The organism is Streptomyces sp. NPDC057623 (assembly GCF_042800355.1).
Lineage (GTDB): Bacteria > Actinomycetota > Actinomycetes > Streptomycetales > Streptomycetaceae > Streptomyces.
Window position 1 is genome coordinate 188,422 of sequence record NZ_JBHVGZ010000009.1, and the last position, 25,897, is coordinate 214,318.

Genomic DNA, 25,897 nt, shown 5'->3' on the forward strand with positions numbered 1-25,897 from the left:
GCGCTGCACGACGCGCGTACGGGCGGGACCGCGTGACCCGTGACGACCGCCTCAGCGTCGCAGGAGATGGATCCGGTACGTCCGCGTCCGTGCCCCGTCCTCGCTGGTCACGGAGACGACGGTCACCGCCTTCCCGTCGTGCTCGTCGAGACGGTCGACGGCGACGGTGGCGTAGGGATCGCGTGCCGTCGCCGTGACCCGGGTCCTGCTCGGGGTGTCGGTGACGACCCGGTAGGTGGTGGTGTCCGGGTCGAACGACGGGACGGGCTTCCCGTTCACCTCGACGGACCGGGCGGCCGCGTCCGCGGAGGCGCCCGGAGTCTTGGCGTAGACCTCGATCTCGCTCAGGGTGAGGTAGCCGCCCTGTCGTGCGGTCATGACGACGCGCACCCCGGACGCCGGTCCCGCCGCGACCGGGACGTCGACCACCGGGGTGTCCTCGGTCCCGACCGCCACGGGGTCGCTCGCGTCGACCCATGTGCCGGTGTCGGACGCGCGCACCTGCACCTTCAGGCTCTCGGGGAAGGAGGCGCTGCTGCCGTCCCGGTAGAAGTGCGCGACGACGCGGCTCAGGTCGCGTGCCTTCGGCAGGGTGAAGGTGACGGTGTCGGAGGGGTTCTTGGTGTTCCCCGGCTTCCAGTTGGACCAGCCCTTCTCGGTCAGGTCGCCGTTGCGCAGGCGCTCCGCGGAGTACCCGCTCTCGGTGAAGGTGGCGTCGACCGAGACGCCGTCGCCGGCGGCGATGTTGGTCCCCACCGGCTCGGTGACCTGCACGCGCACGGCCGCGTCGACGGTGCCGCCGCCGACGATCCGGGCGACACCGGCCAGGGTCACGACTCCGCTCGTGTCGAACGCCCCCTCGGGGGCCGGGTCCCAGGTCACCGGAAGGTCGGCCCGGCCGCCGTTCCGGCCGATGCCGACGACCGTGGCCGGAAGGTCCGGCGTGCCGCCCGCGTAGGTCTTGGCACGGCCCGGGAGGGTCGAGGCGATCGTGTCCACGGTGACGACCGCCCGCGCGGTGATCCTCCGGCCGAGGGGGTCCCTCGCCTCGCCCCTGACGCGTACCGTGCCGGGTTCGCGCCACTTCCGGTCCGGCGGCAGGTTCCACACCACGGGCAGGGCGCCCCGCGTGCCGTCCCGGAACACGGGTGCCACGGTCACCGGCAGCTCGGGCCGCAGGCCGGGGACGGTGAACGCCTCGGCCGGTTCGGTGCGCAGCACGGTCTCGTCGGTCACGGTCCAGCGCTGGTTCGCGGCCGAGGTCGGGGTGTACGTGGACACCTTGGCGCCGTCCGCGGTCGCCTGGCCGGTGACGTCGACGAGGCGGCCGGTGGCGGCGTTGACGAACGTCCAGGTGCCGTCGCCGGTCGTCGACATGATCCACCGCGCGGCTTCGGAGACCTGGGCGTGGTCGCCCTCCGGCTCCTCCAGGACGGCTTGGTCGTCGCGTACGGCGAGCCGCTTGCCGGTCTTGGCGTGGGTGAGGGCGTAGCGCTCGCGGTTGTCGGTGCCGCGCGTCAACTTCCGTACGGACCACAGCTGTTGAGCGTCGGCGGTGTCGGTCGTGCGGATGACTGCGCCGCTGCCGTCGTCCGACGGCGCCAACGACTTGCCGCTCTGCGCCCCCTGGAGCCGGTAGACATGACCGGGCTGGACGAGGGCCGCGTCCCGCGCCACGCCACCGACCCCGTCGACCAGGAAGGTCGTGACCGACTTGGCGGGGACGGAGAGAGTGGCGGACCGTTCGGTCACCCGGACCGGTGTGCCGCGCACCAGGGCGCCGTCACCGCTCGTGACCACGGGAGTGACGGTGGCCCGCGACGCGACCTTGCCGAAGCGGGAGAGATCGAGGGTCACCGAGCGCGCGGAGGTCCCGCCGTTCACGTGCACCACGGTCGTCGATCGGCCGTCCTGCCGTACCGCGGCCACGCTCGACGGGTCGTCGGCCTTCACGAAGTGGTCGCCGGGGCGGATGTAGTGGGTGAAGTTCCGGATGGTGTGGAACTTGGTGTTGGTCCGGATCGGGCAGGTCTCCAGGGTGTCCTCGGCCGTGCAGTTGAACGGCACATGGATGCTGCCCCAGTTCTTGCCGGCCGCGGCCTGCGGGATCGCGTCCTCGACGGGCTGCCAGAACACCCAGGCGGAGGGCTCCAGTTCACGCATGTCGTCGACCATCCTGGTGGCGATGCCGAGGCCCGGTTCCATGCCGGTGAAGTCGGTGCCGGTGCCCCAGGTGCCCTCGACCTCGCTCATCCAGAGCTTCTTGTCCGCGCCCTTGGCGATGTCCCGCGCGCTGGTGCGCCGGCCCGTGCCGTAGGTGTGCACGTTGAGCTGGTCGACGGCGGCGCGCGCGGGGGTGCCGTACGCGTTCCAGTTCTGGGTGAAGATGCCGGGGTTGGTCTCGTCCATCGCGGAGATCTCGGCGTCGGTGCGCGCTCCGTCGAGCGCCTTGTCGAGCGCGAGGATCACCTTCTGCTGGAGTTCGGGGCCCGCGTGCGCGCCCTCCTGCCGCCCTCCCGTGGGCTGCCCGTCCGCACCGAGCTGGGTGCCCCAGTACGGTGTGTTGGGCTCGTTGAGCGGGTCGATCGTGTCGAACTCGATGCCGTGCGCCTGTTCCATGCGCTCGGTCACCCGCGTCAGGTAGGTGGCGAAGTCGTCGACGCGGTCCGCGCGGATCTGGTCGGTGCTCGCGTCGAAACCGCCGGAGACGTAGCCGCTGACGGTCTGGAACCAGGGCGGCGAGTTGCTGAACGCCTCCCAGCGGCTGACCTTGTCCTTGATCTGGTCCACCCACCAGCGCTGACCGGCGTCCGCGTCCCAGTTCCAGTGGTCCGGGTCGTTCGGGTCCCACCAGTCCATGTCCTGCCGGGTGGTCCCCGCGGGGGCCTTCCAGAAGCCCTCCATGGTGGCGCCCGCCTTCATGTAGTCCCCCCGGACGTCGGGGGCGTTGCCGCCGCCGATGTTGTACCGGGCGATGTTGAGAGCGAGGCCGTCGGCCCCGAAGAGCATGTCCACGAGCCGTCTTCGGACGGGGTCGGGATAATTGCCGGTGGCGTTGGCGAACCAGACGAGGCTCGTGCCCCATCCCTCGAACTCCTCCTGCTGGTAGGAGGGGTCGATCCGTACGGTGACCGCGCTGCGCGGCACCGGGTCCGCCGCGCCGGCCGCGCTCGCCATGGGCGCGGCCGTGAGACTCGCGCCGAGCGCCAGGGGAACCGCCGACGCCAGAGACCGGACCATGCGATGCCGATGGGGCACGGCACTCCCTTCCACGACACAGAGCTGAACAGAACCGAACAGAAAGAATCGCGCTCAGGGAATGCTCGGGGATGGTAATGAACTCGTCAAGATGGCGGGCGAGTTGGGTCCTCACCGGAGGGTTCGGCGAGCTCATTGACATGTCCAAGGCGGCTCATTACTCTCCGGGAAGCCTGGGAAAGCGCTTTCCCGCTGTCGGGCCCAACTGCCGTGCCAGTCACCCCTTTTCGCACGACCGAACAAGATCCGCCGAAGCACCGGCCCACGCCCCGTCCGCAGTGCCGGCCCGGCCGCGGGCGCTCGGCACCTGAACTTCCGTCGCCCCCCAACGCAGTCGCGACGGTTCTCTCCCCCCACACAGGAGGACCTCCATGAGTTCACGACGAACCTCGATGTCCGCTCCGCGCACGTCCATCCCCTGGCGCGGCAAGGCGGTCGTGGCCGCGCTGGCCGCCACCCTGCTGGCAGGCCCGGGCATCGCGCAGGCCACGCCGCAGGCCGCTGCGCAGACGGAACGGGCAGCCCAGGGACAGGTGACCGCGGCGGCCACCATCACCTGGACCCTCGAACGTGCGAGCAACCCCACCGAGGACCAGCGCACCGCCTACGACCTCATCACCAGGGCCATGAACGCCGCCGTGGCCCGCTACAACAACCTCAGCGACCTGGGCAAGACCATCACCGTCCGGTACGACCCGGGCGTGCCCACCGCCGACGGCAACATCAACGGGACCATCCGCTTCGGCAACCGCGGCTACATGAACGAGCGGACCGCCCTGCACGAGATCGCCCACACCATCGGCGTGGGGACGAGCTCGGGCTGGTCGCGCCTCGGTGGCAGCGGCACCTGGTCCGGTGCGCAGGCCACGGCGCTGGTCAGGCAGTTCGACGGTTCGTCCGCCAAACTGTCCACCGGCGGCGGCCACTTCTGGCCGTACGGCCTGAACTACGACAACGAGTTCTCGAACACGGCGGCCGACCGTCACGTCCAGATCGTCGCCGCCATGGTGCGCGACGGTCTGTGATCCGGAGGGCCGGTGCCCGGGGGCCGTACACGCCCCCGGGCTTCTCCCCGAGTGCTGCTCGCGTCCTACTGTGAGGAGGGGGCACCGCCCTCCTTCCGATCGTCGAGGAGCAGCAGCCCGTGAACGTCGAGATCCCTCAGGACCTGCGCGAGACCGCCCTCCAGTTCGGGGCCGGCGTTCCGTACGCCCTGAAGGTGCTGGCCGGCCGGCTCGCGGAGGACCCGGACATGGGCCACCCCTCCCCGCTGCCCGGCATCCTCACCGTGATGGTCGACGGCGACCTGTTCGAGGACTGCCCCGACCTGGCCGTCGGCTACATCCGGGAGCCCGACCGGATCCAGATCCGGTTCGTGAGCCCGGCTTCCTCCGCCGGGCGCTCCGCGGACGCCGCGGACTCGGAGGACGCCACGCGGGATCAACAGGCGCCGGCACAGGCTCCGGCGCGGGCCGGCGACGCTGTCGCCGACGCGGTCGCCGTGCGGCAGGTCGCCGACGCCTGGCAGCGCGTCACCGGCTGGCTCCGGCACAACGCACCCGACTCCTACGCCGCCCTGCGCCCCGGCACCGGCCCCGCCGCCATGGCCGCCCTGGAAGCGGACCTCGGCGTTCGGATACCCGTCGAGCTGTGCGCCCTGTGGCTGCTGACCGCGGGCGACGCCGGCGTCCACGGCTGGGGCTGGGGATGCCTTCCGGGCAATGAGGCGCTGCTGACCCTGGACGCCGTGGCCGACGTCCACCGGCTGAAGATGGACGCCCAGGCCCACGAGGACGCCCTCGACGCCCGCCGTTGCGAGGAGGACCGGATCACGGTGTGGCGGCCCACCTGGATTCCGGTGGTCGCACAGGGCGCGACGGACCACACCTCGGGCCTGTACCTGGACACCGGGACCGGTTACCTGGGCCGCTGGTCCCGCTACGGCGAAAGCCCCGGTGACGAACTCGACACACTGGTCACGTACTTGGAGGAGGCCGCCGACATGCTGGAAGCCCCGGCCCTGGCCACGCGGGACAAGCCCGGTCTGGTCGGTGCCGCGCTGGTGTGGCGCAGCAGGCTGGACGCCGCACAGAAGGAGCGGTGGCGGCCCTTGACCGGCTGATCGCACGCGCCGAGCGGGGACCGGACCCACACCCGGCCGTCCTCCAACTGCAGGTGCCACTACGGTGGTCCACATGTCCGGCAACAGCTACTGGACCCTGCCTCCCCACCGCATGGTGTACGGCTCCATGGGCCACTGCAACATCACTGTCCTCCTCCCGCCGTTCGCTGTCGACGCCCGCACGCTGCCGGCCAACGACGCTGCCCGGGCGGCGGAGCTCGCCGCGTCGCTCGGAACGGTGGAGGAGGTCCTGGAAGAGGTCGGCCCCCGGTCGGTCCACGACGTGCCCTACCCGAACACGCGCACCGACCTGGAGACCGTCCAGACGGCCGCGTGGGGGACCGTCCTCGGGATATGCGACCCGGCACTGGCCGACAGCGGCAACGACCTCCCCCTCCTGGCCGAGGCCCGCAGGCTGCGCGAGCGCTACCCGGACGCCCGCATCGTCGGCCGTGTTCTGTTCCACTCCGGGTCGGCGGCCCACACCGAGGACCTCGTCTGGCTGCCCGACGGGGCCATGTTCCACGCCACCGGCTGGCCCGCGGACGAGCCGTTCGAGGTGACCGGCGACCCGGGCGCCATCGCCTCCGCCCTCGGCATCGCCACCGGGGACCTGGAAGACCTCGGCCTGGACGAGGAGGACCCGGCCGACGTCGAATGGGCCGGTTTCGCCGCCCTGGCCCTGGGCGAGGCCGACCCCTGGCGGATCGGGCGCCTCCGGACCACGGCCTTCCGTGTGCGGCACACCGAGTTCGCCACGTCCACGATGGAAGAGCTGTACTTCCCGGTGTGAACGCGCAGGCGGGGCAAGGGTGTCAGTGCCGCATGACACGGTGTGCCCCATGAGGGAACTCGTTGAACGGGTCGACGAGCACGATGAGGTCCTGGCCGTCGTCGGCAGGGGCGAAGCGATGCGACACCGGTGGCTGCATCGGATCGCGACGATCGTGTGCCGCGACACAGCCGGACGGACGCTCGCGCACCGCCGCCCCGACCACGCCGCACGGTTCCCGGGCTGCCTCAACTGGATGCTCGGAGGCGCCGTGGCGGCGGGCGAGTCCTACGAAGAGGCCGCCGCACGGGAGTTGGCGGAGGAACTGGGCGTCCTAGGTCTTCCGAGGCTGGTGCTCAAGTTCAGGTGCGCGGGCGCGATCAGCCCGTACTGGCTCGGCCTGCACGAGGTTGTCGTCATCGAGCCCGTCACGCCCGATCCCGAAGAGGTCGCCTGGCACGACTGGCTGACGGAGTCCGAACTCGTCGAGCTGGTGCGCCACGAGGCGTTCGTTCCCGACGCCCGCGAGGCATTCGCCCGGTATCTCGCCGCACGTCCAGGGTCGAAGACCCGGTGATGCTCGGCCGGTGACTTCCGGCTCCGGCGTCCCCTCGCGACGTCTCCCAGCGGAGAAACACCAGGCCATCCGCACCTCCAGGCGAGGTCATAGGCGCCATCAGTGCTATATGACATGATGCGGAAATGACTCATCCATCCCCCCGCCCCGATGTCCTGGTCATCGGAGCAGGCATCGTGGGTGCAGCGTGCGCGTACTACTGCACGGCCGCCGGACTGCGGGTCTCCGTGGTCGAACGGGGCGCCATCGGCAGTGGCGCCACCAGCGCCTGCGAAGGCAACGTCCTGGTCTCCGACAAGGAACCCGGAGCCGAGCTCGACCTGGCCCTGCTGTCCTCCCGGCTGTGGCGGCAGGTCGGCGACGAACTGGGCCGGAGCACGATCGAGTACGAGGCGAAGGGCGGCGTCGTCGTCGCCGGATCGCCGGACACGGCCGACGGTCTGCGGCACCTGACCGCGGCCCAGCGCGGGGCAGGCGTCGACGCGGTCGACATCGGCCCGGACGAACTCTTCGAGCTGGAGCCCAACGTGACCCGGCAGGCGGTCGGCGGAGCGTTCTACGCCCAGGACGCGCAGGTCCAGCCGATGCTGGCCACCGCCCAACTGCTGCGCCGGGCCCGCATGCGGGGGGCGACGGTCCAGGCCGGCACCGGTGTCACCGGCTTCGTCCGCGACAGACAGGGCACGGTCACGGGCGTGCGGACCGACTGCGCCGACACCCCGGTCCTGCACGCGCGGTGGGTGATCAACGCCGCGGGCACCTGGGCCGGTCAGCTGTCCGAACTCGCCGGCGCCCCGGTGCCGGTCCTGCCGCGCAGGGGCTTCGTCCTGGTGACCGAACCGCTGCCGCGCGTGGTGCGCCACAAGGTCTACACCGCGGAGTACGTGGCCAACGTCGCCAGCAGCGACGCGGCACTGGAGACCTCGGTCGTGGTCGAGGGAACCCGCGCCGGGACCGTCCTGATCGGCGCCAGCCGCGAGCGGGTCGGCTTCGACCGCCGCGTCTGCCTGCCGGTGCTGCGCAAGCTGGCGGCCCAGGCGATCGGCATCTTCCCGTTCCTCGCCGAGGTCTCCCTGCTGCGCAGCTACCTGGGATTCCGTCCCTACTGCCCGGACCATCTGCCGGTCATCGGCCCGGACCCGCGCGCACCGGGCCTGCTGCACGCCTGCGGCCACGAAGGCGCCGGAATCGGGCTGGCCTGCGCCACCGGCCATCTGCTGGCCCAGCATCTGTCCGGCGAGAAACCCGATCTGGACCTGACGCCGTTCCGCCCGGACCGCTTCGAGGAGGCGACCCCTTGACCACTCCGCCGCCCAGCTCCGCCTTCGCCTTCACCTTCGACGGCGAACCGGTGCACGCCCAGCCCGGGCAGAGCGTCGCCGCAGCCCTCATCGCCTCCGGACGCCGCTCCTGGCGGCACACCCGCACCGAGGGCCGCCCGCGCGGCGTGTTCTGCGGCATCGGCGTGTGCTTCGACTGCCTGGTGACCGTCAACGGACGCCCCGGCCACCGCGCCTGCCTCGTCGAGGCCCGGCCCGGCGACACGGTCGCCACCCAGGAAGGAGCGGGTCATGACGACCTCGCGTGCTGAGCGGCCGGCCGCCCTGTACGACATCGCCGTCCTCGGTGCCGGGCCGGCCGGCCTGTCGGCGGCCGTCGCCGCCGCGGCGCGGGGCAGCCGTACGGTGCTGATCGACGCCGGGCCGCGACCGGGCGGCCAGTACTGGCGTCACCGCGACGGCGACGACGGCGCCCTCCACCACGGCTGGAGCCAATTCCGGCGTCTACGCCAGGAGTTGGCGGCACACCATCTGCTCGACCACCGTTCGGGCCACTCGATCTGGCATGTCGAACGCACCGACGAAGGCTTCCTCACCCACACGACCCGGACCGCTCGCACCGCCGGCGAGGGCATCCCCCGCACCTTCCGCAGCCGTACCGTGATCGTCGCGACGGGCGCCTACGACCGCCAGCTGCCCTTCCCCGGCTGGACCGTCCCCGGGGTGTTCACCGCCGGAGCCGTCCAGGCCCTCCTCAAGGGGCAGGGCGTACTGGCCGGGAAGCGGATCGCGGTCGCGGGCACCGGGCCCTTCCTGCTCCCGGTGGCCGCCGGCCTGGCCGAGGCCGGCGCCACGGTCGTGGGCGTCTTCGAAGCCGGCCTGCCCACCGCCTTCGGCAGACACCCGGCGGCCACCCTGCGCAACCTCCCCAAACTCGCGGAGGGGGCCGGGTACCTGCGCACCCTCCTCAAGCACCGCGTCCCCTGTCACACCCGCACCACCGTCGTCGCCGCGCACGGCGGCGACACCGTCACCGGGGTCACCGTCGCCCGGCTGGACGACCAGTGGCGGATCGTGCCCGGCGGCACCCGCGAGATCGACTGCGACACCGTCGCGGTCGGCTACGGCTTCACCCCGCAGACCGAGATCCCCGTGCAGCTCGGCTGCGAGATGAGGCGGGACGCCGACGGCAGCCTCGTCGCCCGCGTCGACTCCCGGCAGCGAAGCACGGTCGACGGCGTCTACGTCGCGGGCGAGGTCTGCGGTGTCGGCGGCGCCCAATTCTCTTTGGTCGAAGGCGAGTTGGCCGGACTGCACGCCGCGTACGTGACCAGCGGCGCGTCCGTCGACCGCGGCCGCCTGGCCCGGCTGTTGCGGCAGCGTGCCGCCCAACGGTCCTTCGCCACGGCGATGCACCGGGCGTATCCGGTGCGGGACGGCTGGCAGACCTGGCTGGACGAGGACACCACGGTCTGCCGCTGCGAGGAGGTCAGCGCCGGGACGATCCGCCGGGCGGTCGAGGACCTCGGGGCGACCGATCCCCGCACGGTCAAGCTGTACGCCCGCCCCGGGATGGGCCTGTGCCAGGGCCGGGTCTGCGGCTACGCCACCACCTGTCTCGTCGCCCGTGCCCACCGTCGACAGCCCACCGCGGACGACCTGCGCGGCATGGCCGCCCGCCCCGTCGCACAGCCCATCACCCTGGGCGCCCTCGCCGCCGGGGCCGACGACAACGGCGTCTGACCACAGCGGTTCTACCCATGTCCGCCCACGTCACCGGTGACAGGGACGACACGGCCTGTGTAATGTAATATTGCACTGAACGGATGGTGGATCACCGACACATGGAGGACCCATGACCCAGGCGAAGCCCTGGCACGGCATGCTCGTCGCCACCGCACTCCCCCTGCGCGAGGCATCGAACGGCGGCCTGGCCATCGACTTCGACGCCTACGCCGGCCATGTCGCCTGGCTCGCCGCCAACGGCTGTGACGGCGTGACGCCGAACGGCTCCCTCGGCGAGTACCAGAACCTGTCCGCCGAGGAGCGCGCCCGGGTGGTCACCACCGCCGTGGCCGCCGCCCCCGAGGGGTTCACCGTCATGCCGGGGGTGGCCGCCTACGGCGCGGACGAGGCCCGCCGCTGGGCCGAACAGGCCGGCGAGGCAGGCGCCCCCGCCGTCATGCTGCTCCCGCCCAACTCCTACCGCGCCGACCACCGCGCGGTCGTCGCGCACTACCGGGAGGCCGCCAAGGCCGGCGTACCGGTGGTCGCCTACAACAACCCGCACGACACGAAGGTGGACCTCGTCCCCGAGCTCCTCGCCGAGTTGTTCGACGAGGGCCTGATCGTCGCGGTCAAGGAGTTCTCCGGCGACATCCGCCGCTACTACCGGATCACCGAACTCGCCCCGGGCCTGGACGTCCTGGCCGGCACCGACGACCTGGCCCTGGAGATGGCGATCGCCGGGTCGCCGGGCTGGATCTCCGGCTACCCCAACGCCCTGCCGCGCGCCTGCGCCGACCTGTGGGCGGCGGCCACCCAGGGCGACCTCGCCACCGCGCTCCCCCTGTACCGCGTCCTGCACCCGCTGCTGCGCTGGGACTCACGGACCGAGTTCGTACAGGCCATCAAGCTCAGCATGGACCTCGTCGGCCGCTACGGCGGTCCCTGCCGCCAGCCCCGCGTCCCGCTCACCCCCGAGCACGAGGCGCTCGTGCGCACCGCGACCGAGAAGGCCATCGCAGAAGGGCTCACCTGACCATGCGCAGCAACCGGGTCTTCCACGCCGTCGACTCCCACACCGAGGGGATGCCGACCCGGGTCATCACCGGGGGCGTCGGCGTCGTCCCCGGGGCCACCATGTTCGACCGGCGCCGGTACTTCGTCGAGCACCTCGACCACATCCGCCGGCTGCTGATGAACGAGCCGCGCGGCCACTCGGCGATGAGCGGAGCGATCCTCCAGCCGCCCACCCGCCCGGACGCCGACTTCGGCGTGCTGTACATCGAGGTCTCCGGCTGCCTGCCGATGTGCGGGCACGGCACCATCGGTGTCGCCACCGTCCTGGTGGAGACCGGCATGGTCGAGGTGAAGGAGCCGGTCACGACGATCCGCCTGGACACCCCCGCCGGACTCGTCGTGGTCGACGTACGCGTCGAGGACGGCTCGGCGAAGGCGGTCACCCTGCGCAACGTCCCCTCGTTCGCGCTCACGCTGGACCGGACCGTCAAGGTCGACCCGTGGGGCGAGGTCGCCTACGACATGGCCTTCGGCGGCAACTTCTACGCCATCGTCGAACTGGACACCCTCGGGATCCCCTTCGAGCGGGCCGGCAAGAACCGGATCATGGACGCGGGGCTGGCCGTCATGGCGGCCATCAACGAGCAGGACCGGCCCGTCCATCCCGGCAATCCCGAGATCAACGGTGTGCACCATGTCTACCTCGCCGCCCCCGGATCCACCGCGGCGCACTCCCGGCATGCCATGGTCATCCACCCGGGCTGGTTCGACCGCTCCCCCTGCGGCACGGGCACCAGCGCCCGCATGGCCCAGCTGCACGCCCGCGGACTGCTGCCGCTGAACACCGAGTTCCGCAACGATTCGTTCATCGGCACCCACTTCACCGGCCGGCTCGTCGAGGAAACCGAGGTCGCCGGTCACCGGGCGGTCGTCCCCACCGTCACCGGGCGCGCCTGGATCACCGGCACCGCCCAGTATCTGTACGACCCGGACGACCCCTTCCCCCAGGGGTTCGAGCTGTGACCGCCGCCCCGGCAAGGGCGGCGTGAACCCCGGAGGCACCCGGGCGGCGCGAGAAGCGGGGCGCGGACCAGCCGGTTCACGGCGGGTGCGCGCCCCGTATGTGCCCCACCACCAGGGACGTCCGCCCTGTGCGCGGAAACATGCGATACATCACACAACGCTGTCCCTATAGCATGGAACCGGCCACCGCTCACGTCCGAGTCGAGCGTGGAAGATCTTGCCGCCGACAGTGAGGAAGCCAGCCATGAGCACGGACGACGGCACTACCGTGAAGCTGCCTTCGTTCCGTGGGCGCCGGAACCTCCGCCAGGAGATCACCGAGACCCTCCGCGGAGCGGTCATCGCGGGCGAGATGACACCGGGCGTCGTCTACTCCGCCCCCAGCCTCGCCGAACAGTTCGGCGTCTCCCCCACCCCCGTGCGCGAGGCGCTGCTCGACCTCGCCAAGGAGGGCCTCGTCGAGGTCGTCCGCAACAAGGGCTTCCGGGTGACCGCGCTCTCGCCGGCGGAACTCGACGACATCACCGAGCTCCGGGCCCTCATCGAGCCGCCCACGATCCGCCGCATCACCGAACAGGGCGTGCCCGCGAAGGCCATCAAGCAGTTGCGGCCCCTCGCGGCAGGCATCGAGAAGGCGGCGGCACGCAGGGACTTCATCGCGCACGTCACGATCGACATGCAGTTCCACCTCGCGCTGCTGGAACTGGCCGGCAACGCCCGGCTGCTGGAGACCGTGAGGTCCCTGCGCACCAGCTCCCGGATCTACGGGCTGCGCGAACTCCCCGACGGCGACGCGCTGTTCGACTCCTCCCACGAGCACGCCGAACTGCTGGACCTCATCGAGGCCGGCGACGCGGACGGCGCGGAAGCGCTCATGCGCCGCCACATCGGTCACGTCCGGGGCATCTGGAGCGAGAAGAACCTCGACGAGGACTCCGACTGACCCACGCACACGACCTCGGCGCCTGGTCGTCGGTGTCCGTCGAGGCCGGAAATCGACGAATGCCCGAGAACATCCGCACCTGGTGACGTCCCTTCGCTCCCGGCGCCTCCGAGATCACGCCAATGTCGGCCCACGGCACGTCGCGGGCGGCGGGCACCGCGCCGCCCCCGCCGGCCGCCCCCGCGATACCCGCACCACGCGGAATTGCCGCCCGACCAGTGTCTCCACACACCCGCCACGCCACCGTCACATCTGGCACACATTTCGGCCGATCGCCGGCCCGGGGGCCCTGCGTGAGGCAGACGGCGTGCGTGTCGCCTGCCTAACCTCCCGGGCCATGCGATCACCACGTATGAGACGCCTGGGTCTCACCAGCGTCCTCGCTCTGCTCCTCGCGGTCTTCGGCCTGGCCCCCAGCGCGAGCGCGGCGGACCCCGCGCCGGCCGCCCTCACGTTCGCCGCCGACACCGCCACCACGACACCCGGCGGCACGGTGCAGCTCTCCATGACGCTGACCAACAACAAGACGTACGACGTCCTGTTCATCCACCAGACGATCGAGCCCACCTGGCTCACCACCCAGCGCCCAGACCTGAAGTACAGCTTCACGGGCTGCACCCTCGCCACGGCCGCGGGCAACACCCCGTGCGCCGGGACCGGCCCGAGCAACCTCGGCGCGAACTACGGCGCCACCGTCCCGCCCGGACAGAGCCGGACCGTCACGCTGACCCTCCAGGTCGCCGCCGACTCGGGCTGCAACGGCAACATCGGCTTCTACTCGTACTTCTACGCCGAGTTCAGCGACGCGACGAACACCAGCGGCGGCCCGGTCTTCACGCCGGAGACCCGGGTGCTCTGCGCCTGACCCCGCTCAGCCTCCCGACCGGACACGTCCCGCCCCGCGCAGGTGCTCCCCGCGCGGGGCGAGACGGCATGGGGCGGGGCCGTGACAGGCCGTCGACTCAGGCCAGTTCGACCAGGAGATCGCCGCCCTCGACCTGCTGGATGGGGTTGATGGCCAGCCGGGCCACCCTGCCGGACTTCGCGGCGGTGATCGACGCCTCCATCTTCATCGCCTCGATGGTGGCGACGGTGGCGCCGGCCTCCACCTCGTCGCCCTCGGCGACCGTGAGGGTCACCACCCCGGCGAACGGCGCCGCGACATGGCCGGGGTTGGCCCGGTCGGCCTTCTCCGTCACCGGGACGTCCGAGGCGGCCGCCCGGTCGCGGACCTGGATCGGCCGCAACTGGCCGTTCAGGGACGACATCACGGTGCGCATGCCACGCTCGTCCGCGTCGCCGACGGCCTGGAGCTCGATCAGCAGCCGCACACCGCGCTCGAGGTCGACGGAGTACTCCTTGCCCGGGCGCAGCCCGTAGAAGAAGTCCTTGCTGTCCAGCACGCTGGTGTCGCCGAAGCTGTCGCGGTGGGACTCGAACTCGCGCGTCGGCGCAGGGAACAGCAGCCGGTTGAGCGTCTCGCGCCGGTCCTTCGCCAGCCCCTCACGGTCGTCGGCGTTCAGTTCCTGCACCGGCTTGGCCTCGGCGCGGCCCCGCAGCGCCTTGCTGCGGAACGGCTCGGGCCAGCCGCCGGGCGGGGTGCCCAGCTCACCGCGCAGGAAGCCGATCACGGAGTCGGGGATGTCGAACCGGTCCGGCCCCGCCTCGAAGTCCTGCGGGGACACTCCGGCGCCCACCAGGTGCAGTGCCAGGTCGCCGACCACCTTGGAGGAGGGGGTGACCTTCACCAGGCGGCCGAGCATCCGGTCCGCGGCGGCGTACATCGCCTCGATGTCCTCGAAGCGGTCGCCCAGGCCCAGCGCGACCGCCTGGGTGCGCAGGTTGGAGAGCTGCCCGCCCGGGATCTCGTGGTGGTAGACGCGACCCGTCGGCGAGGCCAGACCCGCCTCGAAGGGGGCGTAGACCTTGCGCACGCTCTCCCAGTACGGCTCCAGGTCGCCGACGGCCTGGAGGTCCAGGCCGGTGGGCCGCTCGGAGTGGTCGGTCGCGGCCACGATCGCGGACAGCGACGGCTGCGAGGTCGTGCCGGCCATGGACGCCACGGCGCCGTCCACCGCGTCCGCGCCGGCCTGGATCGCGGCGAGGTAGGTGGCGAGCTGGCCGCCCGCGGTGTCATGGGTGTGGATGTGCACCGGCAGGTCGAACTCCCGGCGCAGGGCCGAGACCAGCTTCGCCGCGGCCGGTGCCCGCAGCAGGCCGGCCATGTCCTTGACCGCCAGCACATGGGCGCCGGCGTTCACGATCTGCTCGGCCAGCCGCAGGTAGTAGTCGAGGGTGTAGAGCCGCTCGGACGGGTCGGACAGGTCGGAGGTGTAGCACAGGGCGACCTCCGCGACGGCCGTTCCCGTCTCCCGTACGGCCTCGATGGCGGGCCGCATCTGCTCGACGTCGTTGAGGGCGTCGAAGATGCGGAAGATGTCGATGCCGGTGGCCGCCGCCTCCTGCACGAAAGCGTCGGTCACCTCGGTGGGATACGGCGTGTAGCCCACGGTGTTGCGGCCGCGCAGCAGCATCTGCAGACAGATGTTCGGCGCGGCCTCCCGCAGCGCGGCCAGCCGCTCCCACGGGTCCTCGGCGAGGAAGCGCAGGGCGACGTCGTAGGTGGCGCCGCCCCAGCACTCCAGGGACAGCAGCTGGGGCAGGGTGCGCGCCACCACGGGGGCGACGGCGAGCATGTCCTTGGTGCGCACCCGGGTGGCGAGCAGCGACTGGTGGGCGTCGCGGAACGTGGTGTCGGTGACGCCGATGGTCGGCGACGCGCGCAGCCAGCTCGCGAAGCCCTCCGGGCCGAGTTCGGCGAGCTTCTGCCGGGATCCGGCCGGCGGCTCACCGGCCGGCAGCGCGGGCAGCTTGGTCAGCGGGTCGATGAGGTCGGGCCGTTCGCCGTGCGGCTTGTTGACCGTGACGTCGGCGAGGTACGTGAGCAGCTTGGTGCCGCGGTCGGCGGAGTGGCGGGCGGTGAGCAGGTGCGGGCGCCGCTCGATGAACGAGGTGGTGACCCGGCCGCCCTGGAAGTCGGGGTCGTCCAGCACCGCTTGCAGGAAGGGGATGTTGGTGGCCACGCCGCGGATGCGGAACTCGGCGACGGCGCGCCGGGCACGCCCCACCGCGGTGGCGAAGTCCCGGCCCCGGCAGGTGAGCTTCACCAGCATCGAGTCGAAGTGCGCGCTGATCTCCGTACCGGCGTGGGTGGTGCCGCCGTCGAGACGGATGCCGGAGCCGCCCGGCGAGCGGTAGGCGCTGATCCGGCCGGTGTCCGGGCGGAAGCCGTTGGCCGGGTCCTCGGTGGTGATCCGGCACTGGAGCGCGGCGCCGCGCAGGGTGACCGTCTCCTGGGCGAGACCGAGGTCGGCGAGCGTCTCGCCGGCGGCGATGCGCAGCTGCGACTGCACCAGGTCGACGTCGGTGACCTCTTCGGTCACCGTGTGCTCGACCTGGATGCGCGGGTTCATCTCGATGAAGACGTGGTTGCCTTCGCGGTCGAGCAGGAACTCCACGGTGCCGGCGTTGCGGTAGCCGATCTGCTGGGCGAACCGCACGGCGTCGGCGCAGATGCGGTCGCGCAGGGCGGGGTCGAGGTTCGGGGCGGGGGCGAGCTCGATCACCTTCTGGTGGCGGCGCTGCACCGAGCAGTCCCGCTCGAAGAGGTGGATGACGTTGCCCTGCCCGTCGGCGAGGATCTGCACCTCGATGTGGCGGGGTTCGACGACGGCCTTCTCCAGGAAGACCGTGGGGTCGCCGAACGCGGACGCCGCCTCACGGGAGGCCGCCTCGATGGACTCCCGCAGCTGGGCGGGCTCCTCGACGCGGCGCATGCCTCGCCCGCCGCCGCCCGCGACCGCCTTGACGAAGACGGGGAAGCCGACCTCCTCGGCGGCGGCGACGAGTGCGTCCACGTCGGTGGAGGGTTCCGAGGACCCCAGCACGGGCACGCCGGCCGCGCGGGCCGCGGCCACCGCGCGGGCCTTGTTCCCGGTCAGTTCCAGGATCTCGGCGCTCGGTCCGACGAACGTGATGCCCGCCTCTTCGCAGGCCAGGGCCAGGTCGGGGTTCTCGGACAGGAACCCGTAACCGGGGTAGACGGCGTCGGCTCCCGCGCGGCGCGCGGCGCGGACGATCTCCTCCACGGAGAGATAGGCCCGCACCGGGTGTCCGGGCCGGCCGATCTCGTAGGCCTCGTCGGCTTTCAGCCGGTGCAGGGAGTTGCGGTCCTCGTGCGGGAAGACGGCGACGGTGCGCGCTCCCAGCTCGTAGCCTGCGCGGAACGCACGAATCGCGATCTCGCCGCGGTTGGCTACCAGCACCTTGCGGAACATCCTTGATCCCTTCAGCCTGCCGGTGACGGATCACCCAATGGTGTCGGCGGTGCCTCTTTCACGCCATGTGAGCCGGGCCACTTGCGGCCTAGGCTGTCCTTGAGCCTCCTGTGGTCAAGGGTGGTGAAGCGAGGTGCCCTTATGACCAGCGCGAGTCACCGCGGTGCACGTGCCCCCGATGCGACCGGCGAAACGCCGGATCCGGGCGCGTCCGCGGCCGGGCATGCCGGGGTGTTCCAGGATCTGCTCCCGCTCGCGCTCTGGGTGGTCGACGCCGACGGGCGCCTGGTGCAGTGGTCGCTCGCCGCGCAGGACCTGCTCGGTCACACGCCGGAACAGATGGTGGGCCAGGACGCCCGGCGCGTCCTGGTGCCCGAGGAGAACCTGGAGCTGGCCGAGCACCTGGGCCGGACCGTGCAGTCGGGTGCGGCGGTGGTCGCACGGCTGCCGGTCCGGCATCGCGACGGGACCGTGGTCGACATGGAGATGTGGCACTGCCCGATCACGGACGCGCGAGGGCGTACCGGGGTGCTGGCCATCGCGGCGGAGACCTCCGCCGTGGAGCGGATGCGGGATGCGCTGGCCGCGCTGGAGGGTCTGTTCACCCAGTCCCCGATCGGCCTGGCCATGCTCGGCCCCGACCTGCGCTTCCTCCGGGTCAACGAGGCCCTGTCCCGGATCGACGGCGTCCCCGTCGCCGAGCACGTCGGCAGGCGCGTGACCGAGGTCGCCCCCGGCGCCGGCGCGCTGGAGTCGGTGATGCGGCAGGTCCTCGACCGGGGTGAGCCGGTGGTCGACTTCCGCTACACCTCCGGCACGTCGGACCCGCAGCGGACCCGGACATGGTCCTGCTCCTACGCCCCCCTGCTCGGCGGGACGGGCCGGCGGGTGGGCGTGATCGCCTCACTGATCGACATCACGGAGGGGCAGCGGGCCCATCTGGAGGCGGAGCGGGCGCGGGGGCGTCTCGCGCTGCTGGCGGAGGCGGGTACCCAGATGGGGTCCACCCTGGATCTGACGCAGACCGCGCAGGAGGTGGTCCGCGTCCTGGTGCCCCGGCTGGCCGACTCCGCCGACGTGCAGTTGCTGGAGGAGGCGATGGCCCCGGACGAGACCGCCGCGTCGGCGCACGGCGTGGTCCGCCGCGCCGCGGTGACCTTCACCGATCCGGCCGCGCCGGCCGACCATCTCGCGGTCGGCATGACCCTTCAGGTGCCGCCCGGCTCGGTGTACGAGCAGGTCATCAGCGCGGGGCGGCCGTTGAACCTCTACCTGAACGACATCGGACGGCTGATCCCCGCCCGCGGCGCCGACCGGCTGCGCGAGTTCCTCTACGCCCGTGTGGGCTCGGCGCGCCTGGTACCGCTGGTGGCCCGGGGCACCGTGCTCGGCGCGGTGGTGGTGACCCGGACCCGCGAGCGCGAGCCCTTCGACGACCAGGACACCCTGCTGATCGACGAGCTGGTCGCCCGGGCGGCACTCAACATCGACAACGCGCGCATGTACGGCCGGGAGCGCGACGCCGCGCTCACCCTCCAGCGCAGCCTGATGAACCCCTCCCTGCCCACCGTCAGCGGGCTGGAGCTCACCGGCCGCTATCTGCCGGCGGGCGATCACGAGGTCGGCGGCGACTGGTTCGACGCCATCGCCCTGTCGGGCGACCGGACCGCCCTGGTGATCGGGGACGTGATGGGGCACGGCATCCACGCGGCGGCGGTCATGGGGCAGTTGCGCACCACGGTACGGACCCTGGCCCGCCGGGACACCGCGCCCGACGAGGTGCTGCGCGCCCTGGACGCCACCGTGGCGGACCTGGGCGACAACGAGATGGCCACCTGCCTGTACGCCGTACACGATTCGGCCAGCGGCCACTGCCTGATCGCCAGGGCGGGCCACCCGCCCCCCGTGGTCGCCGACGAGCACGGAACGGTCGCCTTCGTGGACGGGCCCGCGGGCCCGCCCCTGGGCGTGGGCCGGCAGGACTGCGAGGTCCAGCGGGTGGTCCTGCCGCCGCACGGCCTGTTCGTGACCTACACCGACGGTCTGATCGAGACCCGGGGCACCGACCTCGACCAGGGCATGCGGCGGCTGGCCCGATCTCTGCGGCACCCCGGTCGTGCGCTGGACCGGATCTGCGACGACCTGCTGGCCCACGTCATGCCCGATGTGGCGGACGACGACGTGGCGGTGCTTCTCGCGAGGAGACTGCCCCGGTGAACCGGGCCACCGGACCGCCGCGCGCCTCACCCGACCGGATCGTCCCGGCCTCGACGACCAAGCGCGCGAGGGCCGCACAACGGATACTGGGGGTGAAACGCCGCAAAGCCAGACACTCGGAACGGTAGGAGCGTCCCGGGGCGCCGTACTGCGGGCCCCGCCGTCGGCGCGAGATGGGTGGGCGATGCGCAACACATCCCCGAAGACACTGAGCGAGAGCCCGGAGGACCCGTTCTCGATCCACCGATCCGCGTCGGCCGTGCTGGACGACGAGGGAAGGGTCGTCGCCTGGAGCGAACAGGCCACCACGCTGCTCGGGCACCGGCCCGAGGAGGTCCTGGGCCGGCCGATACGCGAGGTCCTGATCGCCGGCCGGGACAAGGGTCTGGTCGCCGAAGCGACTGCCGCGTGCCGACGCGACGGCGGCTGGCTCGGTCTGCTGCCGGTCCTGCACCGCGCGGGCCACCGTGTGTTTGTGGGGTTCAGGGCCCGGAGGGTGCAGCGGCTGGACGCCACCGTCGAGTGGCTCCTCGTCGGCGCGCTCGCCGAGGACATCACCCAGTGGGAGATCGACCGGGCCGTGCTCGACGGCTTCTTCCGCCGGTCCCCGGTGGGTGTCGTGGTGCTCGGACCCGATCTGCGCATCCTGCGGGTGAACCAGGCCATCGCGCGGGCCGGCGGGCTGCCGCCCGAGGCCTACCGCGGGCGTCGCGCAGGCGAGTTCCTGTTCGGCCCCGACGCGGTGCTGGCGGAGACGAAGCTCAGGTCGGTGCTCGAGACGGGCCGGCCCGTGATCTTCGCGGAGCAGCAGGGCCGGCTCCTGAACGACCCCGGCAGGGAACTGGTCGTCTCCATCTCCGCCTTCCGGATGCAGGACCCGTCCGGCAGGGTCCTGGGCGTCACGGAGATCGTCGAGGACGTCACCGACCGCCATCGGGCGCGTCGGCGGCTCGCGCTGCTCAACGAGGTGGGCGCCCGGATCGGCAGCACCCTGGACGTGGCCAGGACGGCGCGTGAGCTGGCAGAGGCGGCGGTTCCCGAGCTCGCCGACGCCCTCTCGGTGGACCTGCTGGAGCCCGTGCCGCGCGGGGAGGAGCCCGCCCCCGACGCCAGGGGCCCGTTGCGCAGGATGGCGGTGCGCAGCGTGCGGCCCGAGGCGCTGGAGGTGATGCATCCCGAGGGCCATCTGTTCTTCTTCCCCGACGAGACCGCGCCGGCCCGCTGCCTGGCCGAGCGGCGTCCCGTCCTCGATCCGCGTCTGGAGGACACCCGCGGATGGTTCGTCGCCGAGCCGGAACGGGCCCGGGCAGCGCTCGCGATCGGGGTGCACTCCCTGATGGTGGTGCCGCTGTCGGCGCGCGGTGTCGTCCTGGGCCTGGTCTGCCTGTGGCGCTCGCAGCGCCCGGAGCCGTTCGAGGAGGACGACCTCACCCTGGCGGAGGAGTTCGCGGCGAGGGCCGCCGTATGCATCGACAACGCCCGTCGCTACACCCAGCAGCACAACGCCGCGGAGGCCCTCCAGCGCAGCCTGTTGCCCAGTGAGGTGCCCGAGCACCCGGCGGTCGAGACGGCGTACCGCTATCTGCCCGCGCATGCCTCCACCGGGGTCGGCGGGGACTGGTACGACGTCATCCCGCTGTCGGGGCTGCGTGTGGCGCTGGTCGTCGGGGACGTCGTCGGCCACGGCATGCACGCCTCGGCGACGATGGGCAGGCTGCGTGCCGCGGTGCGTACCCTGGCGCACCTCGACCTGGCCCCCGACGAAGTCCTCGCCCGGCTCGACGACCTGGTGGACGAGCTGGCCACCGAACAGCGGCAGACCGAGGCGAACGCCCCGCAGATCGTGGGTGCGACGTGTCTGTACGCGATCTACGATCCGGTCTCCCGGCACTGTGCCATGGCTCGCGCGGGCCACCCGCCGCCGACCGTGCTGAGTCCGGACGGCCGGGTCCGCCCGGTCGACGTCCCCGCCGGGCCGCCGCTCGGCGTGGGCGGACTGCCGTTCGAGACGGCCGAACTCGAACTGGACGAGGACAGCCTGATCGCCCTGTACAGCGACGGCCTCCTGCTGTCCGGCCACCGCGACATCGACCAGGGCCTGGCGTTGCTGCGCTCCACGCTGACCGGCCCCTTCCATTCGCTGGAGCACACCTGCAAGGCGGTCGAGGACGCGATGCTGCCCGACCGGCCCACCGACGACGTCACGCTGCTGCTGGGCCGGACCCGGGTGCTGGCGGCGGAGAACGTGGCCACCTGGCAGCTGCCGGCCGAGGCCACCGCCGCCGGCCGGGCCCGGGCGGTGGTGCGCGACCGGCTGGCCGAGTGGGGGTTGGAGGAGTTCGCCTTCACCACCGAGCTGATCGTGAGCGAACTGGTCACGAACGCCTACCGGTACGCGGGCGGCCCGGTCCTGCTGCGGCTGATCCGGGACGGCCGGCTCATCTGCGAGGTCTCCGACTCCAGCAGCACCTCCCCTCACCTGCGCCAGGCCCGCGGCACCGACGAGGGCGGGCGCGGCCTGTTCCTGGTGGCCCAGCTGTCCGAGCGCTGGGGCACCCGCTACGGCCGCAACCGGAAGACCATCTGGGCCGAGCAACCGCTGGCGGCGCAGCAGGGGGAACCAGGTGTCTGATCTACGCACCTGCGAACGGGGCACCTGTGCGACAGTGCGGTCATGCTGATCGTGATGGCAGGTCTCCCCGCGACGGGAAAGAGCTCGGTCGCCGAGGAGTTGGGGCGGGCGCTGCCCGCCGCGGTGGTGGCGGTCGACCCCGTCGAGGCGGCGATGTGGCGGGCCGGGGTGGACCGCGGTCAGCCCACGGGCCTCGCGGCCTACCTCGTCGCCGAGGCGGTGGCCGACGGGGTGCTGGCACTGGGCCAGAGCGCGATCGTCGACGCGGTCAACGCGGTGGAGGCGGCTCGCCGGCAGTGGCGGGTGCTGGCCGACCGCCGCGGTGTGCCGGTGGCGTTCATCGAGGTGGTGTGCTCGGACCCGCTGCTGCATCGCCGACGCCTTCAGGGCCGGTCCCGGGGCATCGCGGGCTTCGAGGAGCCGACCTGGGAAGCCGTTCGGCGGCGACGGGCCGAGTTCGAGCCCTGGACGGATGAGCGGCTGGTGCTCGATTCGACGGCGGACCTGGCCACGAACGTGAAGAAGGCCCAGGAGTATCTGCGCCCTGCCTGAGGTGCCGCGGGTCCCGGACACCCGGGATCACTCGTACTCGTGGCCGTCCCGGCCGGCGGGCGGTTCGAAACGGAAGGCGCCGCGGGTGCGGGTGAGCCGCAGCAGCCGGGTCACCGCCGTGGTCGGTGCGCGCAGTCGCAGTTCGGCGTGCTTGCTCCGGGCCGCCCGCGCCGCCCCGAGCAGCGCGCTGAGTCCTGCGCAGTCGCAGAAGCCGAGATGCGAGAGATCGACCGTGATGTGTTCGTACTGGCTGACGGCCTGCTCCAGCACCCCGCGCGCCTCCGGGGCCGTGGCGATGTCGAGTTCCCCGGCCATGCTCACCAGGCAGTGGCGGGGACCGCGGGTCTGGAGGGTGATGCGGAACGTCTGGAGCGGCTGGTGCCCGGGAGGGCACTGGGCCTGCTGGTGGGGCATGCCGATGGAGTGGGCGCTTTGCTGCGTGCGGCTGGTCATGGCGCCTCCCTGCGATGCGATCAGCCCTGAAGGACGGCACTGCGGCGGTACCGGTGCGGATGCGGCAGCCCCACTGTGCGTGGCCCACGGTCCCGGGTACGTGAGGCGGCGGGCCCCTTCCTCGCCTGGAAGAGTGCGGGCTCTCCGGCTGCGGATCAGGAGGGGAACGCAGAGGAGTCGCCGCCCAGCCCGGCGTTGCGCGCCCGGATCACCGCCTGGGCCCGGTCGGTGACATGGAGTTTGGCGAAGACGTTGGTGACGTGGTTGCGGACCGTCTTGTCCGAGATGGTCAGTCGGCGGGCGATCTGCCGATAGTCCAGCCCGCGTGCGATCAGATCGAGGATCTCCAGCTCGCGCGGGGTGAGCTGGGGGAAGGCCTGCTGGCCCGGTACGGCGGCCAGGGCGTTGAAGAAGCAGCGCAGCCGCTCGGCGATCTGCGGACTGAACACGGCTCCGCCGGCCGCGGCGGTGCGCACGCCGTTGATGATCTGGGTCCGGTCGGCGCCCTTGACGAGGTAGCCGCAGGCACCCGCCTGCATGGCGGCGAGCACGTTGTTGTCGTCGTCGGACATGCTCAGTACGAGCACCCTGGTCTGCGGTCTGTCGTCCAGCAGCCGCCGGATGACCTCCGTGCCGTTCGCGTCAGGCAGTCCGAGGTCGAGCACCACCACATGCGGGGCGAGCCGGGCGTGCAACGTGACGGCCTGTTCGGCGGTGGACGCCTCCCCCACCACATGGAACCCCTCCTGGGGCAACAGAGCGCCCCGCAGCCCGTCCAGGAACATCGGATGGTCGTCCACCAGCAGCACGGACAGCCCGTCGACATGCGGGGACCCCGGGTTCTCTTCCACCATGTTTGTCACTATATGCAAGCATATGACTACGTGGTGGTGGGATGAAGCGCGCCCTGAGAGCGGTGGACGACGGTGGACCTCTGTGGGCCGCCGCGCTGTGTGCCGCGATCGTGCTGGCCGTCTCCGGTCTGTGGGGCTGCTACCTCCTGGCGCACCTCGGCGCGCCCGGCCTGGCGGGCAGCGCGCAGGATCTGACGCACCTGCTGTACGCGCTGCCGGCCGCCGCCGCCGGCGTGGTGCTGCACGCCCACCGCCCCGGGATCCCGGCCGGCTGGGTCCTGCTGGTCTACTCGATGTCCGTCGTCCTGCCGCTGGCCGTCGCGGCCCCCATGTGGGTGAGCGTCACCGACCCCACCGCGCATGTCGCGGCCGTGCTGTTCAGGGCGGTGGCCAACGTCGTCAAGATCACCCTCTGGTACTCGCTGCCCCTGTGGTTTCCCGACGGCCGGCTGCCCAACCGGTGGTGGCGGCTCTACCTGGGGGCCGTGGCCCTGTGGGTGGTGCCGCAGGTGTTCATCAACGCGGCGTACGAGGAGAAGTTCGGCGCACCCAATCCGCTGGCCTCGGGATGGTGGGGGCGGACCGCCGGATGGCTCAACGACCGCCTGTGGACCGCCCACGAGGTGAGCGACTTCCTCTTCATCGCGATCGGCTCGGCGGTGCTGGCGGCACGGATCCTGCGCGACCGGACCCGCCGGTACCGCCAGGCACTGCTGCCCCTCGCCGCGTATCTGCTGTGGGCCGGCGCGCAGTACGTCCACTACCGACTGGGCGCACGCTACTACTGGCAGACCCTCGCGATCCTCGTGGCCGCCTCGATCGTCTGGTCGGCGTCCGTCGTCTACGTCGCGGTCCGCACCGGCGGCTGGCGCATCAGCCGCTCCGCCCGGCGGATCCTGGCCGGACTCGTGGCCGTGACCCTGCTGATCACCGCGGATGTCGCCGCCACCGCGGCCCTGGCCACCGGAGTCGCGCCGGGCCGGGCCACCCTGGCCGTCGCCCTGGTCGCGCCCGCCTTCCTGCTGGGCGCCGGTCTGCGCCCCGCCACCGCCTGGGCCGTCGGCATGATCGAGCGGCTGCACTACGGTGAGCGGACCCAGCCCTACCACGTACTGCGCACCCTCGCGGAGCGCTTCAGCCGGGCCGGCAGCCCGCAGGACATCCCCGCGACCATCTGCACCACCGTGGTGGAGACACTGCGCCTGCCCGGTGCGGCGCTGGCGGTGCACACCCGCGCCGGTCCGCGGGTGCTGGCCCGGGCGGGCTGCCCGGACGCCCTGGAGCAGCACTTCGACCTGGTCCATCACGGCGCGAGCATCGGCCGGCTGTCGGTCGGCACCCGCGACGGCGAGGCGACGCTCGACGCCCCGGACGCCCGCATCCTGTCGTCTCTCGCCCAGCAGGCGACCCCGGCCGTGGCCTCGCTGCGTCTTCAGGAGGACCTCCAGACCAGCCGCGAGCAGCTCGTCACCGCCCGCGAGGCAGAGCGACGGCGGCTGCGGCAGGACATCCACGACGGCCTCGGGCCCGCTCTCGCCGGGCTCCGGCTGCGCGTCGACAACGCCGCCGCCCAACTGGCCGCCGAGGACGAGGTGCGCACCCGGCTGGACGAGATCTCACAGGGCCTGGCGCTCGCCATCGAGGACGTACGGCGCATCACCGACCGGCTCGGCGCGGCACCGCTCGGCGACTGCGGCCTGAGCGGTGCCCTGCGACAGCTCACCGCTTCGTTCGACAGCAGCAGCCTGGCCGTCCGCATCGCCCTGGACCCCCTCCCCTTGCCGCCGCTGCCCGCAGCCGTGGAAGCGGCCGCCTACCGCATCACCGCGGAGGCCCTCAACAACGTGCTGCGCCACGCCCGGGCGACGAGCGTGGAGGTTCAGGTCCGCGTCGACGCCCGGTCGCTCACCCTGGAAGTCCACGACGACGGGGTCGGGATCGGCTCCTCGGAGCCCCCGCCGACACGTGACGGCACGGCGGGCGGTGTGGGACTGGACTCCATGGCCGACCGGGCCGCCGAGATCGGCGGCCGGTTCACCATCGGGCGCACCGGACGCGGCACCCGCGTCATGGCCGTGCTGCCCCGCTCGCTGGTGCCGTACGGCACCAGCGAGCACGGGTCGGCGTAGGCCGCG

Annotated in this window: 19 protein-coding genes; 15 read left to right on the forward strand and 4 right to left on the reverse strand. The window is 72.2% G+C overall.

Features of this window, described 5'->3' with window-relative positions; all coding sequences use genetic code 11:
* Positions 1-51: 51 nt before the first annotated feature.
* On the reverse strand, positions 52-3,240 hold the full coding sequence (locus ACFU95_RS12875) for a glycoside hydrolase (RefSeq protein ID WP_383825952.1): 3,189 nt from the start codon (positions 3,238-3,240) through the stop codon (positions 52-54).
* Positions 3,241-3,650: 410 nt separating this feature from the next.
* Here ACFU95_RS12875 and ACFU95_RS12880 point away from each other — a divergent pair, with 410 nt between their 5' ends.
* From ACFU95_RS12880 to ACFU95_RS12930, 11 genes are all read left to right on the forward strand, one after another.
* Positions 3,651-4,283 carry a hypothetical protein gene (locus ACFU95_RS12880; protein WP_383826072.1) on the forward strand — a complete coding sequence of 211 codons (633 nt, stop codon included), beginning with the start codon at positions 3,651-3,653 and terminating at the stop codon, positions 4,281-4,283.
* Positions 4,284-4,402: 119 nt separating this feature from the next.
* A complete protein-coding gene (locus ACFU95_RS12885) occupies positions 4,403-5,380 on the forward strand; it encodes a hypothetical protein (RefSeq protein WP_383825955.1) in 978 nt (325 codons plus the stop codon).
* Positions 5,381-5,453: 73 nt separating this feature from the next.
* Entirely contained in the window at positions 5,454-6,173 is a 720-nt protein-coding gene (locus ACFU95_RS12890; RefSeq protein WP_383825958.1) for a DUF6333 family protein, read from the forward strand.
* A gap of 49 nt (positions 6,174-6,222) precedes the next feature.
* Complete coding sequence (locus ACFU95_RS12895; protein ID WP_383825960.1) at positions 6,223-6,729, forward strand: NUDIX hydrolase; 507 nt, start codon at positions 6,223-6,225, stop codon at positions 6,727-6,729.
* A gap of 125 nt (positions 6,730-6,854) precedes the next feature.
* Positions 6,855-8,030 (forward strand): NAD(P)/FAD-dependent oxidoreductase, encoded by a 1,176-nt coding sequence (locus tag ACFU95_RS12900; RefSeq protein ID WP_383825963.1) that lies wholly within the window; start codon positions 6,855-6,857, stop codon positions 8,028-8,030.
* The gene (locus tag ACFU95_RS12905; protein WP_383825965.1) at positions 8,027-8,320 is read left to right on the forward strand and encodes a (2Fe-2S)-binding protein; all 294 of its coding nucleotides are present in this window, start codon (positions 8,027-8,029) and stop codon (positions 8,318-8,320) included. The genes ACFU95_RS12900 and ACFU95_RS12905 overlap by 4 nt, the downstream gene beginning before the upstream one ends.
* Complete coding sequence (locus ACFU95_RS12910) at positions 8,301-9,752, forward strand: FAD-dependent oxidoreductase (RefSeq protein ID WP_383825968.1); 1,452 nt, start codon at positions 8,301-8,303, stop codon at positions 9,750-9,752. Before ACFU95_RS12905 ends, ACFU95_RS12910 begins: the two co-directional genes overlap by 20 nt.
* A 112-nt stretch (positions 9,753-9,864) precedes the next feature.
* Entirely contained in the window at positions 9,865-10,770 is a 906-nt protein-coding gene (locus ACFU95_RS12915) for a dihydrodipicolinate synthase family protein (RefSeq protein WP_383825971.1), read from the forward strand.
* Between the two features lie 2 nt (positions 10,771-10,772).
* On the forward strand, positions 10,773-11,774 hold the full coding sequence (locus ACFU95_RS12920; protein WP_383825974.1) for a proline racemase family protein: 1,002 nt from the start codon (positions 10,773-10,775) through the stop codon (positions 11,772-11,774).
* 244 nt (positions 11,775-12,018) lie between these two features.
* Positions 12,019-12,717, forward strand: a complete 699-nt coding sequence (locus ACFU95_RS12925) for a GntR family transcriptional regulator (RefSeq protein WP_383825977.1) — start codon at positions 12,019-12,021, stop codon at positions 12,715-12,717.
* A gap of 352 nt (positions 12,718-13,069) precedes the next feature.
* Complete coding sequence (locus ACFU95_RS12930; RefSeq protein WP_383825980.1) at positions 13,070-13,582, forward strand: hypothetical protein; 513 nt, start codon at positions 13,070-13,072, stop codon at positions 13,580-13,582.
* Positions 13,583-13,679: 97 nt separating this feature from the next.
* On the opposite strand, the gene ACFU95_RS12935 is transcribed toward ACFU95_RS12930, so the two are convergent.
* Positions 13,680-17,054, reverse strand: a complete 3,375-nt coding sequence (locus tag ACFU95_RS12935; RefSeq protein ID WP_383825983.1) for a pyruvate carboxylase — start codon at positions 17,052-17,054, stop codon at positions 13,680-13,682.
* 141 nt (positions 17,055-17,195) lie between these two features.
* Here ACFU95_RS12935 and ACFU95_RS12940 point away from each other — a divergent pair, with 141 nt between their 5' ends.
* The 3 genes from ACFU95_RS12940 (at position 17,196) to ACFU95_RS12950 (ending at position 22,455) form a co-directional block, all read left to right on the forward strand.
* Positions 17,196-19,271 (forward strand): SpoIIE family protein phosphatase, encoded by a 2,076-nt coding sequence (locus ACFU95_RS12940; protein WP_383825986.1) that lies wholly within the window; start codon positions 17,196-17,198, stop codon positions 19,269-19,271.
* A gap of 184 nt (positions 19,272-19,455) precedes the next feature.
* Positions 19,456-21,903, forward strand: a complete 2,448-nt coding sequence (locus ACFU95_RS12945) for a SpoIIE family protein phosphatase (RefSeq protein ID WP_383825989.1) — start codon at positions 19,456-19,458, stop codon at positions 21,901-21,903.
* Positions 21,904-21,945: 42 nt separating this feature from the next.
* Positions 21,946-22,455, forward strand: a complete 510-nt coding sequence (locus ACFU95_RS12950) for an AAA family ATPase (RefSeq protein WP_383825992.1) — start codon at positions 21,946-21,948, stop codon at positions 22,453-22,455.
* Between the two features lie 27 nt (positions 22,456-22,482).
* Here the strand turns inward: ACFU95_RS12950 and ACFU95_RS12955 are convergent, their stop codons facing one another.
* A complete protein-coding gene (locus tag ACFU95_RS12955) occupies positions 22,483-22,908 on the reverse strand; it encodes an STAS domain-containing protein (protein WP_383825994.1) in 426 nt (141 codons plus the stop codon).
* Positions 22,909-23,063: 155 nt separating this feature from the next.
* Complete coding sequence (locus ACFU95_RS12960) at positions 23,064-23,762, reverse strand: response regulator (RefSeq protein WP_383825996.1); 699 nt, start codon at positions 23,760-23,762, stop codon at positions 23,064-23,066.
* A 41-nt stretch (positions 23,763-23,803) separates the two neighbouring features.
* Here ACFU95_RS12960 and ACFU95_RS12965 point away from each other — a divergent pair, with 41 nt between their 5' ends.
* Positions 23,804-25,891: a sensor histidine kinase gene (locus ACFU95_RS12965; protein WP_383825998.1), complete on the forward strand. Its 2,088-nt coding sequence runs from the start codon at positions 23,804-23,806 to the stop codon at positions 25,889-25,891.
* The last annotated feature ends 6 nt before the right edge of the window (positions 25,892-25,897 follow it).

What these genes read in the sequence shown, in the direction of transcription:
- ACFU95_RS12875 (WP_383825952.1), bottom strand. Translation starts at nt 3,240, where the DNA reads ATGGTCCGGTCTCTGGCGTCGGCGGTTCCCCTGGCGCTCGGCGCGAGT.
- ACFU95_RS12880 (WP_383826072.1), top strand. Translation starts at nt 3,651, where the DNA reads ATGTCCGCTCCGCGCACGTCCATCCCCTGGCGCGGCAAGGCGGTCGTG.
- ACFU95_RS12890 (WP_383825958.1), top strand. Translation starts at nt 5,454, where the DNA reads ATGTCCGGCAACAGCTACTGGACCCTGCCTCCCCACCGCATGGTGTAC.
- ACFU95_RS12895 (WP_383825960.1), top strand. Translation starts at nt 6,223, where the DNA reads ATGAGGGAACTCGTTGAACGGGTCGACGAGCACGATGAGGTCCTGGCC.
- ACFU95_RS12900 (WP_383825963.1), top strand. Translation starts at nt 6,855, where the DNA reads ATGACTCATCCATCCCCCCGCCCCGATGTCCTGGTCATCGGAGCAGGC.
- ACFU95_RS12910 (WP_383825968.1), top strand. Translation starts at nt 8,301, where the DNA reads ATGACGACCTCGCGTGCTGAGCGGCCGGCCGCCCTGTACGACATCGCC.
- ACFU95_RS12915 (WP_383825971.1), top strand. Translation starts at nt 9,865, where the DNA reads ATGACCCAGGCGAAGCCCTGGCACGGCATGCTCGTCGCCACCGCACTC.
- ACFU95_RS12920 (WP_383825974.1), top strand. Translation starts at nt 10,773, where the DNA reads ATGCGCAGCAACCGGGTCTTCCACGCCGTCGACTCCCACACCGAGGGG.
- ACFU95_RS12925 (WP_383825977.1), top strand. Translation starts at nt 12,019, where the DNA reads ATGAGCACGGACGACGGCACTACCGTGAAGCTGCCTTCGTTCCGTGGG.
- ACFU95_RS12930 (WP_383825980.1), top strand. Translation starts at nt 13,070, where the DNA reads ATGAGACGCCTGGGTCTCACCAGCGTCCTCGCTCTGCTCCTCGCGGTC.
- ACFU95_RS12935 (WP_383825983.1), bottom strand. Translation starts at nt 17,054, where the DNA reads ATGTTCCGCAAGGTGCTGGTAGCCAACCGCGGCGAGATCGCGATTCGT.
- ACFU95_RS12940 (WP_383825986.1), top strand. Translation starts at nt 17,196, where the DNA reads ATGACCAGCGCGAGTCACCGCGGTGCACGTGCCCCCGATGCGACCGGC.
- ACFU95_RS12945 (WP_383825989.1), top strand. Translation starts at nt 19,456, where the DNA reads ATGCGCAACACATCCCCGAAGACACTGAGCGAGAGCCCGGAGGACCCG.
- ACFU95_RS12950 (WP_383825992.1), top strand. Translation starts at nt 21,946, where the DNA reads ATGCTGATCGTGATGGCAGGTCTCCCCGCGACGGGAAAGAGCTCGGTC.
- ACFU95_RS12955 (WP_383825994.1), bottom strand. Translation starts at nt 22,908, where the DNA reads ATGACCAGCCGCACGCAGCAAAGCGCCCACTCCATCGGCATGCCCCAC.
- ACFU95_RS12960 (WP_383825996.1), bottom strand. Translation starts at nt 23,762, where the DNA reads ATGGTGGAAGAGAACCCGGGGTCCCCGCATGTCGACGGGCTGTCCGTG.
- ACFU95_RS12965 (WP_383825998.1), top strand. Translation starts at nt 23,804, where the DNA reads ATGAAGCGCGCCCTGAGAGCGGTGGACGACGGTGGACCTCTGTGGGCC.